Raw genomic sequence first — 17,958 nt, 5'->3', positions numbered from 1 at the left:
ATATTAATGCCTGCTGACAAGTAAATTGCTTGTGCAAAATATATGTTTTATAGAAGAATCACAAACGATCATAATGTTGTGACGTTATGAAAAAGTTGAAATATGACGAACTCGGCTACTGGTCTGAGGTTAAGCTCAGTATAATAAAAGAGTACGTAGATGCATATACCAAAATAATGGCGGGACAGAAATATCAATTTAAATGCATCTATGTCGACGCATTTGCTGGGGCAGGGAAGCATGTTTCTAAGCAAACTGGAGAAATTATTGATGGAAGCCCGGTGAATGCCTTGAAAATAAAGAACAAGTTTCATGAGTATCATTTTATCGATATAAACGACCTGAAAATAGCAGAACTTGAAGCAGCGTCAAAAGAATTGAATAACGTTTTTATATATCCAGGCGATTGTAATAAAATTATTGAGGGAAAGGTGTTCCCCCGAGCTAAATATGAAGACTATAAACGGGCTGTATGTCTCCTTGATCCCTATGGAATACATCTGGATTGGAATTTAATAAAAAAAGCAGGGGAAATGAAATCTGTGGAGATTTTTCTGAATTTTCCCATAATGGATATTAATAGGAATGCCCTAAAACACGAAAAAGAAAAAGTCGATGATAAGCAAATTTTACGAATGAATCGCTTCTGGGGTGATGAAACATGGAGGGAAGTAGGATATACTAAAAGCCAACAGCAAGATTTATTCGGAGAACCTAGAGATGAAAAAGTTTCTAACGAGGAATTTGAACAAACTTTTCGGAAAAGGTTGAAAGAGATAGCAGGTTTTAAATTCGTTCCTGAACCTATGCCGATGAGGAATTCCAACAACTCGATTGTATACTATCTTTATTTCGCCGGGCAAAATGAAACCGGAAAGAAAATCATTGAAGGTATTTTTAAAAAGTACGCACAAATGCGGGATGAATAATGGCAACCAAATCCTCCATCGAATGGACCCAATACACCTGGAACCCCATCACCGGCTGTACCAAAACAAGCCCCGGCTGTTTGAATTGTTACGCCGAAAGAATGGCAAAACGTCTTCAAGCGATGGGCCAGCCCAACTATAGAACAGGTTTCAAAGTAGCCTGTCATGAACACGTCCTTGCCGCGCCTTATTCCTGGAAGAAAACTTCCATTGTATTTGTGAATTCCATGAGTGATTTGTTCCATGAAAAAGTTCCTTTGGAGTTCATTCTCAAAGTATTCGACGTCATGCGCAAGGCGCCGCAACATCAATTTCAAATACTCACCAAAAGGGCCGAACGGCTTTCTGAATTAACCACATTTATCGACTGGCCGGAAAACGTCTGGATGGGTGTGAGCGTTGAGAATGCCCAATTTACTCATCGGATTGACCACCTGAAAATGACAGGTGCATTTATCAAATTTCTTTCCATAGAGCCCATGCTTGGCCCGATTCCGAACATGGATTTAAGCGGCATCGATTGGGTGATCGTCGGCGGCGAATCAGGGCCAAGGGCAAGGCCGATCCGATATGATTGGGTGATTGATGTTCGAGACCAATGTTTAAAATCAGGAGTGCCGTTTTTTTTTAAACAGTGGGGTGGGACAAACAAGAAAAAAACCGGTAAACTTCTTGACGGAAAGATCTGGAATCAAATGCCGGTTGCCGCGTCACGTCATCTAAACCTTATTAAATCTTATCCCATTAAATCCTTGCTTCATATTGACAAAAACCCCTTAAAGCAGTATATTCCCCAGTAAGGCACGTCGCCGGATGGACAGCGGGGGCGGGAAAAAAACGCGGCGGCGAAGTCCTATCTCAAGGGAAAATCAATTTTCATATATCGGAACACTGTTGCAATCGATTCATTAATCGATTAATTCCTTAACTTTAAAAGGGGGACCGGATGAAAAGGCTTGGGGTCAGTCTTCTGTTGTTGGCGGTAATTGCGGGAACTGTTTTTTCCCAAACGGTGAACATCTGCGGCTTTGTCACGGACCAGGGCGGTAAACCATTGACCAATACGCTGGTTAGGCTCAGCGTGACAAGGTTTACCGATGCCCTGGGCAATGAGCCGTATTACACCACCACCGATTCAACCGGCTATTACCATATCGGTTCGGCAACGTGCCAGACCAATGTCATCAAGGAAAGCTCCCGTCCGCTGGGAAACGCGTTTTCACATCCGATTTTGATGGGCAGCGAATTGATATTCTCAGTGCCTCAGGGCAATGCCTGGGTGAGAATCAGCCTGTTCGACATGACGGGACGCTTGGTAAAAGATCTTGTTAATGCCCAAAAGGCGAATGGAAGCTATTCGGTGACCGTCAACACGCGCGATGTTTCTTCACAGTTCTATGTGATGCGCGTTTCCATTAACGGTGTTTCCACGGTTTTCAAGCTCCAGCCGCAATCGCGCGGCGCGGCGGTTGCCGCCCAAAGCGCTCCGGAGTTCAATGCCAGCATGAAAAAACTCGCCGCGATCGTGGACACGATCCGCGCGACCGAGCCCGGCTATGCCCTCGGCGTAACGCCGATAGACGTGACCGCGGGCCAGTACGATTTTACGTTGGCAAAGAATAGCACCTGGGACGGGGACACGGCGGGATTCTGGGGCGATACCGCCGCGATATCGGCGGCCGCGAAAGCGGCGGGACACTTCATTTTCAAGATCGTCAATAAGACCAATGGTCAGGTTCCGGACAGTTTGATCTATTGGGCCGATGGAGATGGCGGGACACCCGTTTGTATGACCACTCAATCGATACCTGCTCCCGGAGGAAATGCGGGAAGATTATACATAATGGTAGGCTACAACGCAAAAACCTCATCGCCGTTCCGGCCCATGAACAAGGTGTGGGACTTCGAAGAGCACAACTACGGAGCCGCCAACTACGAAGGCAATCTGACGCGCGTGGACTGGCTTGGGACTCCGCTCGCGATGCGCCTGCACAGCTCGGACGGCTCCCCTGACCAGATCAGAGGCGAGATCTACCCCGTGTTTTTCGAGCCGCGCCAGTCGATCTTTGACGAATACTTGAACGAGGTCCCCGCGGAATGGGATACCTGCGCGAACATTTCAAAGCCGTGGAAGATCACCAATCCTTGCGCGGTGCCGGAATTTGAGACAGGCGGGTCGCAGGCCCATTACTGGGATGCCTATGAAAAAGCCTGCAACGTGACCGCGGGAGCGTGTGTCGGCATCAATGATCCGAACATATCCTCGGGTTTATTCCGGCATGTTTTGGATCTCCCGGCTGCCCAGCAGAAAGATTGGAATTATCACTACAAGAAGACCCCCTGCAGCTTCTATGCGTATTTCATACACCGGCGCGCTTTTTACCACTTGCAATATGCCTTCCCGTACGACGATGATAACAATTGGTCGTCGTACATCACGAGCAACAAGGCACAATGGCTGGAGATAGCGGTAGGGTATTAGAGCTGGATGAGATGAAATAGGTATAGAGCTTTTTCGTTGGAGAAAAATGAAGCCCCGGTTCCCATAAACGGAATCGGGGCTTTATTATTGCCATTCTTGTTTTTCATTCCCCGAAGCGGGAGGGAAAGCCGCCCGTGCCGTCCGAACCCGGTAATTTTTTTCTTCATTGGTTTTGAGTTAGAATTAAATGACCCTTTTCAAACGCCACTAAATCCTTGCTTCATGCGTCCGTTCGCGATATAATTTCAGAGTACCCGAACCCCCCATCCAGGATGACAAGAGCCTCATCATGCCCGATATTTTCGACATCATCGTCATCGGCGCCGGGCCGTCCGGGCTGAGTGCCGCGCTTGCGGCGCTGGCGGCAAGGCCCAAGCCGTCGGTGCTGCTCGTTGACGGCGAGGCGCCGTGGGAAAAGCCGATCGCCTGCGCCGAGGGCGTGTGGACCGACCAGTTGTTCGGCGCGCTCGATGTAAAGCCCGAATGGGTGCGGTTCAAGATAAGCACGCTGGTGCTCCATTCGGCAAACGACACGCGTGTTTCCCATTTCGCAAAGGAGGCGGGCTGCATCATCAACCGGGCGCTCATGCAGCGCGACCTGGCCGCCCGATGTGCGGCACTCGGCGCGGAAATCCGGCTCAATGCCCGCGTTGCCGGCGTCGGTCCTGAAAAGGATTCCCTTCGGGAGGTGCGGTTTGCAGACGCGAACGCGGCAAGGGCTCGCGTGGTGATCGATGGTTCCGGCCCGATAGCGGGGTTCGGAAAAAACGAGAAACTCCACTCAAAGCCGCCCGACCTGGAACCCGCCTACTTCGTGATCGCCGAGAACGCCGGCATCAGGCAGGACGAGATCCATGTGCACCTCGGGTCAACGGTGGCGCCCGGCGGCTATGCCTGGGCGTTTCCGCGCGAGGCAAACGGCGCGAACATCGGGCTGGTGATCGGTGCGTCGCATCGCGGCAAGGTTGACATAAAGAAACTCCTCGATTCATTCCTCGCGGCGCATTATCCTTCCGCAATCGTCAAGGGCCGTTTTGCGGGCGCGATCCCCTGCGGCGGAAAGCCGCTGACGGTCGCGGCGAGCAGGTTCATCAAGGCGGGCGACGCGGCGAGCATGGTGAACCCGTTTTCGCGCGCCGGCATTATGGAGGCGGTGATAAGCGGGAACCTGGCCGGCCATTGCGCGTGCGCAATGCTCTCGGCGAATTCGCCGGGGAAAATGCTTGCCGCATGTAAAGACTATCAGAAACGCTGGTACAGGGTGCTTGGGAAAAAACAGGAAAAGCTGGCAAAGGCAAAGGACGCGCTGTTCAAGATCCCCGACGCCGATTACAACGATGCGTTCGAGGCGCTGTCGAAAATCCCCCCTGACAAGCGCTCCATCACGAAAATCATCGGCCTGAGCCTGGGAAGATTCCCAAGGCTGGTGTTTGCCATGCGGCATCTGTTGTAACAATCCACTTTGCAAAATCAGAGAAGAATTCATGCGGGGGAAGCCTCCCCCTGGCCCCCGGCTTCCGGCGCGCGCGGATGGCAGCTAAAATGGATTGCTGCGCGCCGGTGATCCGGGGGCACACCCCCTCTTTGGCGCCGGAGTCTCGTGGTATGCGGAGATCCGGGTGACTGGCGGTCCGGCAGTGAAAGCTCTAACTTTACACGGTGGAAGAAGACGATATTGTGGAGCAGCAGAAAAGAATCCGCTTGTTTTAAAATTAGTTTGAAAATAGGAAAAATTGCCCTTTGTTTTTACCGCTGGATGCTGAAGGAATGTTCGATGGCGCAAGTAAGCTGTCTTTACTAATAGGAGGCATGCCGCCGCGTTAGGGGTGACTGGAGGCCGCGCAGGAGCGCGGTGCTGCCCGGCCTTCGCCGTCAGGCATATAGGGGCCGTGGCAGCCCGAGCCGAAGGCGAGACCGGAAGGAGAACCGACCTCACCGAGGCGCACCATGCGCCCTCGGTGAGGGAACGCCCAGTTCAAAATAAAAAATTAATTACGCCTCGTCTTCCGCCCGCATCCGCTCGTAGAACTTGACAAAACTGTCATTATTGGCGCCGGCGCGCTGGCGGTCGACAAAGCTCATGGCGTCCTGCGGGTGCACGTTGAGCATGCCCGACACCATGTAGGGGATGTTGTAGCCCCATTCCATTTCCGAGCGGAGCGGCAGGATCGTGGTTTCGATCACGTCGAGAATGGGCCTGATGTTGAACTTGGGGTTCTTGAGGAAACCCATGAGCAGCTCGAGCGGGCAGTTGCCGGCCGCGCGGCCCAGGCCGTAGAGCGTGCCGTCGAGGTAGTTGACGTTCTTGATGATTCCCTCGATGGTGTTGGCGAACCCGAGCTGCATCTGGTTGTGGCAGTGGATGCCGACCTCCTTGGTGCGCAGATACCGCTGGAACTTGTGCACCAGGTAGTCGATGTCTTCGCTGTACAGTGAGCCGAAGCTGTCCACGATGTAGCAGGCGATGATGGAGGTCTCGTTCTCGATCTGCTGCAGCGCCTCGTCGAGGTCGCGCTCGAGCACGTGCGATATGGCCATGATGTTGATGGTGGCCTCGTACCCCTTTTTCGTGGCGTTGTTGGCGAGCGCGATGGCCTTGTCGACGTCCTTCACGTAGGTGGCGACGCGGATCAGGTCGACCACGCTTTCCGATTTGGGAAGCACGTCATCGCCGGTGGCCTTGTGCGCGTCCTGCATGATCGCGATCTTGGCGGTCTTCGGGATGCCTTCGGTGGCCTTTTTGAGCATGTCCTCGTCGCAGAACCGCCACGCGCCGTACTTGTCGGGAGAGAAATGGGCCTTGCTGTTGCGATAGCCGAGCTCGATGATGTCGACGCCCGCCCTGCTGCACGCCGAATAGATGCCGCGAACCGTTTCGAGGGTGAACTTGGAGTTGTTCATCAGCCCGCCGTCGCGGATCGTGCAGTCGCATACCTTGATCTGTGGCCGGTACATTTCGTTTTCCTTTTAATGTTTGTAAAGGACGATTTTTGGATTAGTGAAATATAGTACTTTTTTGAATTGAGAGTGAAATTAATACATTGGCGGGGGAGGCCCGTCCCACTAGATTGATTTTTATTATAGTGAAATTAATAACACCCCAAACAAAAATACGGGACATCATATATCGTAATGTTAATTATTTTATACCATTCTTTTATATATATAGGAATAAGGATGAAAGGCTTGAAGCTGGCGGTTTCCGGCAAAGGCGGGGTGGGAAAATCAACGCTTGCGGCCGCGTTGTGCAAGGTGTTCAGCCAAAAGGGGTTGAAGGTACTTGCCATTGACGCCGACCCTGACGCCAACCTTGCATCGGCGCTGGGGCTTTCGCAGGAGCGGAAAACGAAAATCCGGCCCATTGCAAGCGAGACCGGGCTCATTGAACAGCGCACCGGAGCCAAACCGGGACGCACCGGCCAGATGTTCTCGCTGTCTCCCGACGTCTCCGACGTGGCGCAGAAATACGGGCTCTTATGCAACGGCGTTTCGCTGCTTGTGCTCGGCGCGGTGAAGTCGGGCGGCGGTGGGTGCGCGTGTCCCGAAAACGCCTTTCTGAAAAAACTCATCCGCCACCTGATAGTGCAGGAGGGCGAGACGGTCGTGATCGACCTGGAGCCCGGCATCGAGCACCTGGGCCGGGCCACGGCCTCGGGCGTTGACGCGATGATAATCGTGCTCGAGCCCGGCACGCGGAGCAAAGAAACGGCGCAGAGGATCATTGCACTGTCAAAGGACATTGGGCTTGAAAAGAAGCTGTTTTTCGTATTGAATAAAATAAGAAATAAGGATGATGAAAAAGCGCTCTTGACAGATGAGTTTGCTGCGGTGAAAGTTTTGGGAAAGATTCCGTTTGACGAACGGTTCATCGATGCGGATTGTAGAGGGGTGTCGATATTTGATTTGCCAGGATCAGAAAATTTGCGGGCAAATTTTATTACAATTGCTGGCCAAATAATGAGTTTAGCATAAATTTTCCCGGGGGCGTTGCGGGGGCGGAGCCCCTGCTGAGAGGGGTGTGGGTGCGGATCACCCTCCGCTCTGTAAACAAAGTATTCAGAGTAAACGCCAGAGCGGAGGGAAGCCGCACCCCAGGGGAGAAACTTCTCCCCGCCAGATTAATTTTATTTTTTAATAGGAGTTAAAATGTCAACTTCCACCACCTTCCTCGCCACCGCCATCGGCAGCCTGCCGCACATCGACGCGCAAAAGGCGCTCGGCATCGTGCTTGACAAAATACCAGGATGCCCCATCTGGCCGCAGCTGCCCGGGCTCGGGCTGCGCGAGCACATGGAGATCCAGTATTCGGAGGGTTTGCCCCGCGCGGCGATCGACGAAAAAAAGGGGAGGATGTATTTCGACACAAGCGACGAGGACAGGAACGCGGCGGAGATGGCCGATTTCTACGAGAAGTACATGGCCGCGCAGGAGACCGACGACTGGTCGGCGTTCGCCATATCGCCGGCGTTTTCGCGCGGGATCTACGCGCTCCTTGACAAAGTAAAGGCAGACGGTGTGAAGCGGCCGTGGCTCAAGGTGCAGACCACGGGCCCGCTTTCGTTCGGGCTTTCCATCGTGGACGAGAACAAGCGCGCCATCTATTACAACGAGGCGTTCCGCGACATCATTATCAAGGGGCTCGCCGCAAAATGCCGCTGGCAGATCAACCTGTTCAAGGAGTTTGCCAACGATATGATCTGCTTTGTTGATGAGCCCATTCTGTCGGCGTTCGGGTCGTCCACGTACGTCTCGGTCAAGCGCGAGGACGTGGTGTCGGCGGTGAACGAGGTGGCCGAGGCGATCCACGGCGCGGGCGGACTGTGCGGCGTCCACGTCTGCGGCAACACCGAATGGCCGATCCTCATCGAGGCGGGCGTCGACATCATCAACTTTGATGCCTACGGGTTTGGAGACTCCATGGCCTTGTACGCGGAAGATGTCGGGGACTTTCTGGAGGAAGGCAACATCATCGCCTGGGGCATTGTGCCCACCTCGGAAAAAATAAAGGACGAGACGGCGGCGTCGCTCGTGGCGCGCTACGACGCGTGCGTCGCAAGGCTCGCGGAGAAGGGGGTTGACAAAGGGCTCATCCACCGGCAGTCCATGCTCACGCCCTCGTGCGGGACCGGATCGCTCGCGGAGCCGCTCGCCGAGCGCGTGTTCGAGGTGCTTGCCGAGACGTCAAAGGCGTTGCGGGAAAGAAAATGAAAACCGCCACAGAGACACAGAGAAAAAATCAATGACCACCATCGCTCTCGCCGGCAAAGGCGGCACGGGGAAAACCACCATCGCGGGACTCATGGTGCGCTGGTTGTTGGCAAATAGGAAAACGCCCGTACTCGCGGTGGACGCGGACGCAAACGCGAACCTTAACGAGGCGCTCGGCGTTTCATACGCGGCGACCGTGGGCGGCGTGCGCGAGGACGCGCGCGCAAAGGCGGGCGCGCTCGGCGGCATGGCAAAGCAGCAATTCCTTGAAGCGCGGATCAACCAGGCGCTTGTCGAAAGCGAAGGGTTCGACCTCATCGTGATGGGCCGGCCCGAAGGGCCCGGCTGCTACTGCTTCGCGAACAACGTGCTGCGCGACGTGCTGGGCCGGATTTCGAAAAGTTACCCCTTTATCGTCGTGGATTGCGAGGCGGGGCTCGAACATCTCTCGAGAAGAACGCTGCTTGAGGTGGACTGGCTCGTTGTCGTGTCTGATCCGTCAATTCGCGGGTTAAAAACGGCAAGACGGGTGGGCGAGGTGGTCGAGGAATTAAAGACGAGGGTGAAGCGCCGCGCATTGATCATCAACCGAATGGACAAAGGATCATCCTTGAATGAAAAACAAGAACAAGCGGTGAAGGAATGCGGCATGGAGAAGGTGTTTCAACTGCCGTTTGATGAAGCAGTCAGGGACATGGATGAAAAAGGCGGAACCATAAAAGATATAGGAGAGGATAACGCCATTTACAAAGCGGTGTCCGGTGTAATGGCGGATATCCTCAAATAAAGAAGTTGAAAAGTTGAATGGTTGAAGAGTTGAAAAGAAATGAGTTGAAAGCTGAAGGTTGAAAGTAGAAAAATATACCAGGTATTTTAAAGGTATCAGGTGGCGCATTGTCAGACAGTTGACTGATAATAGTTCTTCTGCCACGCGTTAGGTGGACTGGAGGGTGAGCTAAAGCGAATTGCCGGCCGATCCTCCGCCGAAGGCGCCTTTGGGCGGTCCGGCAACGAGGCGAAGCCGAGCCCGGAAGGAGACCGACCCCGCGAAGCGGGGGAACGCCCAACTTTCTTATATTTTTACGAAAAATTATTTATTAGAGGAATAAATGCCCGGATCTCCAAAATGCAATTCCTGCGGTGAGCACGATCCCGCGACCTCACAGATGAGAAACACCGCGAAAGACCGCGGCCTGGAAACCGTCTGGGACCGCTCCTCCGCGAATAGCGTTTGTAAATTCGGCGTCGAGGGTCTGTGCTGCAAGATCTGCAACATGGGGCCTTGCAGGATCTCGGCGAAAACGCCCCGGGGCACGTGCGGCGCGGACGCCGACACCATCGCGGCGCGCAACCTGAGCCGCGCGGTCGCGGCGGGGACCTCGGCGCATTCCGACCACGGCCGCCACCTCGTGCACACGCTCAGGATGGTCGCCGAGGGCAGGACCGATTCCTACAAAATTACCGATGAGAAGAAACTTCTCGAGGTGGCGCGGCAGTACAAGGTGGAAACCGTCGGCAGGCTGGCGCTTGACATAGCGAAAGACCTTGCCAACGTTTTCGAAAAGGAGTTCGCGTTCAACGCGGAACCCATGAAAACGCTCGACCAGGCGCCCCTCAAGCGCCGGGCGCTGTGGAAAAAGAACAACGTGCAGCCGCACGGCATCGACCATTCGGTGGTTGAGCTGCTGCACCGCACCAACATGGGCGTGGACCATGCCTTTGAGCACGTTGAATGCGGTTCGCTCACCACCGCTATCGCCGACGGCTGGGGCGGCTCCATGATCGCCACGGCGGTGTCCGATATCCTGTTCGGCACTCCCAAGCCCCTGCTCTGCTCGGTCAACCTCGGCGTGCTCTCAAAAGACAAGGTAAACATCATCGTGCACGGCCACGAACCGACACTCTCGGAATGCGTGGCCGCCGCGTGCGAAAGCGCCGAAATGGCCGCATACGCAAAAAGCAAGGGCGCCTCCGGCATACAGCTTTCGGGCATGTGCTGCACGGGCAACGAGATCCTCATGCGGCACGGCGTGCCGGTCGCCGGCAATTTTCTGCAGCAGGAGCTTGCCCTCATGACCGGCGCTGTCGAGATGATGCTGGTTGACGTGCAATGCGTGATGCCTTCGCTCGGCCAGGTGGCGTCGTGCTTCCACACCAGGGTGATGTCGACCTCGCCGCTCGCGCACACGCATGGGTTCGAGAAATTCGAATTCAGCGAGGAGCACGCCATGGATCAGGCGCGCATCCTCGTGAAAATGGCCATCGACAATTTCGCAAACCGCAAGAAAAAGAACGTGACCATCCCCGACCACCGGGTGGATTTTGTCGCGGGGTTCTCGGTGCGCGCCATCCATGAAATGCTCGGCGGGCACTTCAGGGCCACATTCCGGCCGCTCAATGACGCCATCATCGACGGCCGCATCCGCGGCATGGCGGGCGTGGTGGGCTGCAACAACCCCACCAAGGACCTCGACGGGACCATAGTGCCGCTTGTAAAGGAACTCATCAAAAACGACGTGCTGGTGCTGCTTACGGGTTGCGCGGCCATCACCTGCGCCAAGGCCGGGCTGCTCACGCCCGAGACCGCGCGCTCCATGGCCGGGCCGGGGTTGGCCGAGGTGTGCGAGGCCGTGGGCATGCCGCCGGTGCTGCACATGGGATCATGCGTCGACAACAGCCGCATCCTCACCGCGGCCTGCGACGTGCTCAGGGAAGGCGGCCTGGGCGAGGACATCAGCGATTTGCCCGCGGCCGGCGTCGCGCCCGAATGGATGAGCGAGAAGGCGGTGGCAATAGGGCATTACTTTGTCGCGTCGGGCATGCTCGTGCTCCTGGGCAGCCCGCTCCACGTGACGGGCGGGGAAAAGCTCAACGCGTTCCTTACCGGCGGGCTCGAAACAGATTTCGGCGGGAAATTCGCCTGGGGATCGCACACGTCAACGCAAGTGAAGATCATCCTCGACCATATCGACAAAAAGCGCGAAGCGCTCGGCATCAACAAGAAGCGCGCCCGCATGCTGTTTGACATGAAGGAAAGAAGGGCGCTCGATGTCTAAGCTCATCGCCACATCCGCCATACGCGGCGCCCATAGCGTGGTGAAACAGGCGCGGAAGAAAGTGCGGGAGGCGCTTGCGGCCAAGGGGCCCGAATGCGCCGTGGCGTTTCCCAACACCGGGTATTTTCTACCGATCTCGTATTCGATGCTCGGCCTTGAGATAAAAACGCTCGGACAAATGGGAACCGTGCTTGCCGAATGCGAAAGGCTGCTGCCGCCTCTGCCCGCAGACCATCACTGGCTGCCGTACCTCGGAAACACGCTTGACGCGGGCATGGCGACGCTGCTGGGCTTTGAGGTGATTGAGGCATGCAAGACGGTGATCGGTCCGGATCCCGCCGAGGGCATCTGGCTCGGCGCGGCGGATGACGTGATCATGCGCGAGCGCGGCGTGGAGTTTGTTGACGGGTCGGCCCCGGGGTTTGCCGCCGTGGTGGGAGCCGCGCGTGACGCAGACGCGGCTGTCAAGCTCGCGCGCGAACTGCAGGGCAAGAATCTTTACGTATTCATGGCCGGTAATGTGAACGGCGTATCGTTTGCCGAACAGCTCGCGTCAAAGGGCGTCGAGCTCGGCTGGCCCACGCGGCTGGTCCCTTTCGGCAAGGACATCAGTGCCGCGATACACTCTCTGGGCTTTGCCAGCCGCGCCGCGCTGTCTTTCGGCGGCGTCAAGAAGGGCGACTTCAAGCGCAACCTTGCCTACAACAAGAACAGGGTTTTCGCGTTCGTGCTCGCGCTCGGCGAAGTTGACGAAGAGAAATACGCGGCCGCGGCCGGCTGCATCAACTACGGGTTTCCCACCATTGCAAACACGGCGATCCCCCAGATCCTTCCCACCGGCATCTGCACCTACGAGCACGTGGTGAGCAACGTGCCGCTCGACTCGATCGTGTCGAAAGCGCTCGAAGTGCGCGGCTGCAAGGTGAAGATCACCACGGTGCCCATCCCCGTGAACTACGGCCCCGCTTTCGAGGGGGAGCGCATCCGCAAGGAACAGGTGCAGGTGGAGTTCGGCGGCAATAAAACCACGGCGTTTGAATATTGCACCATGAAGGAACCCGCAGAGGTGGAAGACGGAAAAATCACCGTGGTCGGCAAGGAGGCCGATCAAGTTCCCGCCGGAACGCAGCTTCCGCTCGCCATCTGGGTGGAAGTCGCGGGACGCAAGATGCAGCCCGACTTCGAGCCCATTCTGGAGCGCCAGATACATCATCTTGTCAACGGCGCGGAGGGCGTGTGGCACATGGGCCAGCGCGACATCATCTGGGTGCGCATCAGCAAGGACGCGTTCGCAAAAGGATTCCGCATCAGACACCTGGGCGAGATCATCCGTGCAAAATTCCTCGCCGAATATCCGGCCATCATCGACAAGGTGCAGGTGACGCTGCACACCGACGCCGCAACGGTGGAGGAGCTCATTAAAAAGGCGCGCGCCGTGTACCGCGAGCGCAATTTGCGGCTCGAGTCCATGACCGACGAAAGCGCCGACATTTTTTACTCGTGCCTGCTGTGCCAGTCGTTCGCGCCCAACCACGTGTGCGTGATCACGCCCGAGCGGCTCGGCCTGTGCGGCGCCTACAACTGGCTCGACGGCAAGGCGGCCTACGAGATCGACCCCACGGGCCCCAACCAGCCCCTTGCCAAAGGGGAACTGCTCGACCCGGTGCGCGGCGTGTGGAGAAACATCAACGACTACGTGTACCAGCATTCCAACAAGGCGGTCGAGGAAATCACCATGTACTCGATCATGAAGAACCCCATGACCTCGTGCGGCTGCTTCGAGGCGATCTGCGGCGTTTCGCCCGAGCTCAACGGCGTGATCGTCGTCAACCGGGAATATCCGGGCGACACGCCGCTCGGCATGAAGTTCTCCACGCTCGCCGGCAACGTTGGCGGCGGCCAGCAGACGCCCGGGTTCATCGGCTGCGGCAAGAGTTTCCTGCTGTCGAAAAAATTTCTTGCCGCCGAAGGCGGGATCTCGCGCATCGTATGGATGCCGTCGCAACTGAAGGCGCAGATGAAGGAAGACCTCGAGATCGCGGCGAAGCGCACGCAGTGGCCGGACCTGCTCGACAGGATAGCCGACGAGACGGTAGGGACCGATACCGCCGCGATTATGGCGTTTCTCAAGGCGAGAAAGCACCCTGCTCTTGACATGTGGGACATTACGCAGCCGGGCCCCGAGGCGCAAAAAGTTGATGCAAGCCGGGAGTCCGGAAAAACTGGACCGGGTGAACCGAAAGCGGAGGCTTCAAGGCCGGTGGCGGACAAGCGGGCACCGACGCGAAAGCAGACGCACATCCGGGAGCCTGTGGATATTCCGCCGGTTCCAGGCCCCAACGCTTCGGTTGATGAGTCGCTTGCCTATTTGAGGGCGGTGGTGGCTGACTTGTCATACAAGGCCGCGTCGGGTCCGGCAGATCCGACATTGCAGGATGCCGTAAAATCACTGCTTGCTTCAGCGGAATCATTGCAGGGAAAAAGCATTACGCGGGAAAAAGATTCATCTTCAGAAGAAGTCCAAGCGGGACCGGACATTGTTCTGCCGACAAAGTTCTCTCATGCAAAGGAAGCGTTTTCCGGAAAAGTCGTTAGCGTGACCCTGGGAGGCAGCGGCACGCGCACCTCGAGCCTCGTGCTCGGCGGTGAAGGCATATTGCCGTTCAGGTACGCGGAAGGCGCAGCGGGTGCCCCGCCCGCCATTGCCATGGAGGTGTTTGACGCGCCGCCGGAAAAGTATCCCACAGCATTGCGCGATCATTTCGGGACAATGCTTTCAGACCCGGCGGCCATGGCGCGCCATTGCGTGGAAAAACTCGGGGCACAGGCGATAAGCGTACGGCTTGACGGGTGCCACCCGGACAAGGGAAACCGCCCGGCGCAGCACGCGGCCGACGCCGTCGGCGCCGTGCTCAGGGCCGTGGGCGTTCCCGTCATCGTGAGCGGGCCCGCGCATTTTGACAAGCGCAACGAGGTGATGAAGAAGGTCGCAGCCGATTTCGCGGGTGAAAACCTGCTGCTCAACTGGGCCGAGACCGACAACTACAAGACCATCGCGGGCGCGGCAATGGGCTACGGCCATTGCATCGTGGCGCAGTCTCCCATCGACGTGAACATGGCCAAGCAGCTCGCCATCCTGCTCACCACCATGGGAATGAAGCCTGAAAAAATCGTGATCGACCCCATGACCGGCGCGCTCGGCTACGGCCTCGAATACAGCTATTCGGTGATGGAGCGCATCAGGCTGGCCGCGCTTAGCGGCGACGCGATGCTTGGCATGCCGTTCATTTCCACCATCGGATTCGAGACGGCAAAATGCAAGGAGGCGAATGCGAGCGGTAAGGAATTTTCAATGTGGGGTGATGCATCGACAAGAGGGGCGAATCTTGAGATCAGTGCCGCAATGGCGTTGATTAATGCGGGGACGAATCTATTGGTGATGTATTATCCTGAGGCCGTCAAGACAGTGAAGAGAATTATTGATAAGATGAAAAATAAGTGATATGGTGGGGAGGTCTTCCCCCTCATGGGTGCGGCCGGGTACCGACAGTTGCACGATTCATTCTTCCGTTGTGCGCACCCGCGAGCGGCATTGGAAAGAAGGAATTTCCGGCGATCTGAATGTCGACTGATGATTGACAAATGCCCGCCCGGCGCAGCAACGGCTTTTTAAGATGATAAAGTCTGCCGCCGCGTTAGGGGCGACCGGAGGGAGAACCGACCGCCGCGAAGCGGGGGAACGCCCAATTTGATTAGAATAACGAAATGGATTACTAATGGCTAAGAAACTCACGGGCATGGACATCTTCAAGCTGCTCCCGAAAACAAATTGCGGGGAATGCGGGGTGGCAACCTGCATGGCGTTCGCCATGAAACTGGCGCAGAAGAACGCCGAGCTTGCCGCTTGCCCGTACGCTTCGGAAGAAGCCAAAACCGTGATCGGCGCGGCGAGCGAGCCGCCGATCAGACTTGTCAAAATAGGAACAGGCGAAAAGGCCGCGGCGGTGGGGAATGAAACCGTCATGTTCCGGCACGACAAGACATTCGTGCACCCGACCGCTATTGCAGTCCAGGTGGATGACTCGGCGAGTGAGGAGGAAATGGCAGAAATTGCCGCGGAGATGGAGTCCTACGCAATCGTCAGAGTGGGCGAGACGCTCCGCATTGACATGCTGTGCATCAACAATAAAAGCGGAGACGTTAAAAAGTTTGTTGATGCGGCCAGGATTTGCAGCCAAAAGTTTTCCGGCGCAATCATCCTAAAAAGTAAATTCGTAAGAAATCTGATTGAATGCGGAACTGCTGTTGCCATGCGCGCGCCGCTTCTGCATGCGGTGACAAATCAAAACGTCGAAGAGCTTGTCCCGTTTTCAATCCGGTCGAAAATGCCGGTATGCGTCAGCGCCGCCGCAATAGATGGTGTGTTTGAGCTCACGCAGAAATGCGCCGGCATGGGCCAGAGGAATATCATACTGGACGTGCCCGCGGAAAATGCCGCGGCCATGATCCAGAACAACACCGTAATGCGAAAAGCCGCGATTGCCTCGTCGGTGAAACAGATGGGATATCCCCTCATCAATTTCGTCACAGGAAGGCAATCGGCCGCCGATATGGTTGCCGATGCGTCAAGCGCGATCTGCAAATATGCATCCGTCGTCGTCATTGATAAGTCAGAAAAAGAATCTCTCCTTCCCCTGCTCATGCTGCGCCAGAACATCTTCACCGACCCGCAAAAGCCGATCCAGGTTGACGCGAACATCTATAAGATAGGGGAGCCCGCTCCCGACGCGCCGTTCGTGGTCACCACCAATTTCTCGCTCACGTATTTCATCGTGAGCGGCGAGCTCGAGAACGCGGGCGTGCCCGCGCACCTCGCCATCGTGGACGCCGAGGGCATGAGCGTGCTCACGGCCTGGGCCGCGCGCAAGTTCAACGGCGAGAAGATCGGCGCTTTCCTTAAAAGCAAGGATGTTGACGGGCAATACGCCTCGCGCAAAATCATCATCCCCGGCTACGTCGCCTCCATCTCCGGCGAGCTCGAGGAGCAGATGCCGGGCTGGGAGGTGCTCGTGGGGCCCCAGGAGGCGTCGGACCTGGGGCCGTTCATGAAGAAGTTTGCGAATAAAAAATAAAAAGTTGGGCGTTCCCCCCGCGTGTAGGGGCGGTTCGCGAACCGCCCCTACACGCGGGGGTCGGCCGTCCTTCCGGTCTCGCCTGTCGGCTCGGGCTGCCACGGCCCGATGGCGGAGGCCCGCCGGGGTCCGGGCAGCACCGCTCTTCATAGCGGCCTCCAGTCCTGCCTAACGCGCGGCAATAAAATTCCCCGCCGCAATTGTTATATCAATTTAAATACCGGGAGATTCGACAAATACATCCCCCTTATCAGGGGAATTATATACTTGATTACCTGATTACAGTAAACAGTCCAGTACGGCCGCTTTTGATAAAGTAAATTCCAGGGATCTGTCCTCGCCGTCCAGATGAAGATACCAACGCTCCTCTAATATTATAAACGCATCCTTGGGGTATTACTTTTGCCTGAAGATTCAGCTTCTGGTGAGGCGATGTTACAGCCGTTGCTGGTGTAACAGTGAAATGGAGTATAACCAGTGCACCCCATTCATCACCTCCAACGACGGTGTAGATACCAGGAGTAAAGTTAATGAAGGTCGCTGCTGGGGGATTACCAGCCCAATATCCTGTCGAACTAACCTTGCCGATCATTTTCATCGACCAAGGTGGCAATGAGCTGTCGGGTGTCAGCACGGAATAGGAATAAATGACAGCTGTATCACTTGAAGGTTGAAAATCGTAGGCAGTAATAACAGATAGCGGCAGAGGGCACCAATACACTACATTCGGGTCGTAAAGGTGGAGCGGAGTGATGGAAGCCACGTTTGTTGTATCGTAATTTCCTTGCAGGATAGATATTCCAAAAGGATGATTTGTCCCGCAAGGGCGGCCCATGTTTAGACCTTGAACAAACCATGCATTAGCTGCTTCGATACTGTCTTTCGTTGCCAGGGTGTTCTTTTCAGCAATTGTAATAGAAATCTGCTGCCCCGGCTGATAGCTCGTCGAGTCTATCGACAGAGTGAGACTCAGGCCGTTTCCAGAGACAACGGTAGAAGAAGTTTGAGTGAAGGTAATACCGGTAATCGGAATCGCTGTTGAAGTGGTGCCGTAACCGAACAAAAACAATAGACCGATTAGAAGCCAGTTAGCAGCTCGCATTCTGCCTCTTTTTTAAATTGTTTCAATTTTCAGAAAATGAAGCGCTTTG

General features: G+C 55.8%; 12 protein-coding genes. 10 read left to right on the top strand and 2 right to left on the bottom strand.

Annotated elements, in window-relative coordinates:
- Positions 1-86: 86 nt before the first annotated feature.
- From VLX68_12440 to VLX68_12425, 4 genes are all read left to right on the top strand, one after another.
- Entirely contained in the window at positions 87-929 is an 843-nt protein-coding gene (locus VLX68_12440; protein HUI93048.1) for a three-Cys-motif partner protein TcmP, read from the top strand.
- Positions 929-1,729, top strand: coding sequence for a phage Gp37/Gp68 family protein (locus VLX68_12435; GenBank protein ID HUI93047.1), 801 nt, complete (start codon positions 929-931; stop codon positions 1,727-1,729). The genes VLX68_12440 and VLX68_12435 overlap by 1 nt, the downstream gene beginning before the upstream one ends.
- Positions 1,730-1,875: 146 nt before the next feature.
- Entirely contained in the window at positions 1,876-3,411 is a 1,536-nt protein-coding gene (locus tag VLX68_12430) for a beta-1,3-glucanase family protein (GenBank protein HUI93046.1), read from the top strand.
- Between the two features lie 289 nt (positions 3,412-3,700).
- A complete protein-coding gene (locus VLX68_12425; GenBank protein ID HUI93045.1) occupies positions 3,701-4,864 on the top strand; it encodes an NAD(P)/FAD-dependent oxidoreductase in 1,164 nt (387 codons plus the stop codon).
- Positions 4,865-5,403: 539 nt separating this feature from the next.
- Here VLX68_12425 and VLX68_12420 read toward each other — a convergent pair.
- Positions 5,404-6,366, bottom strand: a complete 963-nt coding sequence (locus VLX68_12420; protein ID HUI93044.1) for an aldolase catalytic domain-containing protein — start codon at positions 6,364-6,366, stop codon at positions 5,404-5,406.
- Between the two features lie 222 nt (positions 6,367-6,588).
- Between VLX68_12420 and VLX68_12415 the strand changes: the two genes are divergently transcribed.
- The 6 genes from VLX68_12415 (at position 6,589) to acsC (ending at position 16,807) form a co-directional block, all read left to right on the top strand.
- Entirely contained in the window at positions 6,589-7,383 is a 795-nt protein-coding gene (locus VLX68_12415) for an AAA family ATPase (GenBank protein HUI93043.1), read from the top strand.
- A 174-nt stretch (positions 7,384-7,557) separates the two neighbouring features.
- On the top strand, positions 7,558-8,619 hold the full coding sequence (locus VLX68_12410) for a hypothetical protein (protein HUI93042.1): 1,062 nt from the start codon (positions 7,558-7,560) through the stop codon (positions 8,617-8,619).
- 31 nt (positions 8,620-8,650) lie between these two features.
- The gene (locus VLX68_12405) at positions 8,651-9,406 is read left to right on the top strand and encodes an AAA family ATPase (GenBank protein ID HUI93041.1); all 756 of its coding nucleotides are present in this window, start codon (positions 8,651-8,653) and stop codon (positions 9,404-9,406) included.
- A gap of 322 nt (positions 9,407-9,728) precedes the next feature.
- Positions 9,729-11,675, top strand: coding sequence for an anaerobic carbon-monoxide dehydrogenase catalytic subunit (gene cooS / locus VLX68_12400; protein ID HUI93040.1), 1,947 nt, complete (start codon positions 9,729-9,731; stop codon positions 11,673-11,675).
- Positions 11,668-15,177, top strand: coding sequence for an acetyl-CoA decarbonylase/synthase complex subunit alpha/beta (gene acsB / locus VLX68_12395; GenBank protein ID HUI93039.1), 3,510 nt, complete (start codon positions 11,668-11,670; stop codon positions 15,175-15,177). The genes cooS and acsB overlap by 8 nt, the downstream gene beginning before the upstream one ends.
- A gap of 274 nt (positions 15,178-15,451) precedes the next feature.
- On the top strand, positions 15,452-16,807 hold the full coding sequence (acsC, locus tag VLX68_12390) for an acetyl-CoA decarbonylase/synthase complex subunit gamma (GenBank protein ID HUI93038.1): 1,356 nt from the start codon (positions 15,452-15,454) through the stop codon (positions 16,805-16,807).
- Between the two features lie 271 nt (positions 16,808-17,078).
- Here acsC and VLX68_12385 read toward each other — a convergent pair whose 3' ends face one another.
- Positions 17,079-17,909, bottom strand: coding sequence for a hypothetical protein (locus VLX68_12385; GenBank protein ID HUI93037.1), 831 nt, complete (start codon positions 17,907-17,909; stop codon positions 17,079-17,081).
- Positions 17,910-17,958: the final 49 nt, after the last annotated feature.

Source organism: Chitinivibrionales bacterium (assembly GCA_035516255.1).
Classification (GTDB): domain Bacteria; phylum Fibrobacterota; class Chitinivibrionia; order Chitinivibrionales; family FEN-1185; genus FEN-1185.
The sequence above is the reverse complement of the archived record's forward strand: the minus strand, read 5'-3'. Positions and strand labels throughout refer to the sequence as shown.

Coding starts and splice junctions, on each gene's coding strand:
- VLX68_12440 (HUI93048.1), top strand. CDS start 87: ATGAAAAAGTTGAAATATGACGAACTCGGCTACTGGTCTGAGGTTAAG.
- VLX68_12435 (HUI93047.1), top strand. CDS start 929: ATGGCAACCAAATCCTCCATCGAATGGACCCAATACACCTGGAACCCC.
- VLX68_12430 (HUI93046.1), top strand. CDS start 1,876: ATGAAAAGGCTTGGGGTCAGTCTTCTGTTGTTGGCGGTAATTGCGGGA.
- VLX68_12425 (HUI93045.1), top strand. CDS start 3,701: ATGCCCGATATTTTCGACATCATCGTCATCGGCGCCGGGCCGTCCGGG.
- VLX68_12420 (HUI93044.1), bottom strand. CDS start 6,366: ATGTACCGGCCACAGATCAAGGTATGCGACTGCACGATCCGCGACGGC.
- VLX68_12415 (HUI93043.1), top strand. CDS start 6,589: ATGAAAGGCTTGAAGCTGGCGGTTTCCGGCAAAGGCGGGGTGGGAAAA.
- VLX68_12410 (HUI93042.1), top strand. CDS start 7,558: ATGTCAACTTCCACCACCTTCCTCGCCACCGCCATCGGCAGCCTGCCG.
- VLX68_12405 (HUI93041.1), top strand. CDS start 8,651: ATGACCACCATCGCTCTCGCCGGCAAAGGCGGCACGGGGAAAACCACC.
- cooS (HUI93040.1), top strand. CDS start 9,729: ATGCCCGGATCTCCAAAATGCAATTCCTGCGGTGAGCACGATCCCGCG.
- acsB (HUI93039.1), top strand. CDS start 11,668: ATGTCTAAGCTCATCGCCACATCCGCCATACGCGGCGCCCATAGCGTG.
- acsC (HUI93038.1), top strand. CDS start 15,452: ATGGCTAAGAAACTCACGGGCATGGACATCTTCAAGCTGCTCCCGAAA.
- VLX68_12385 (HUI93037.1), bottom strand. CDS start 17,909: ATGCGAGCTGCTAACTGGCTTCTAATCGGTCTATTGTTTTTGTTCGGT.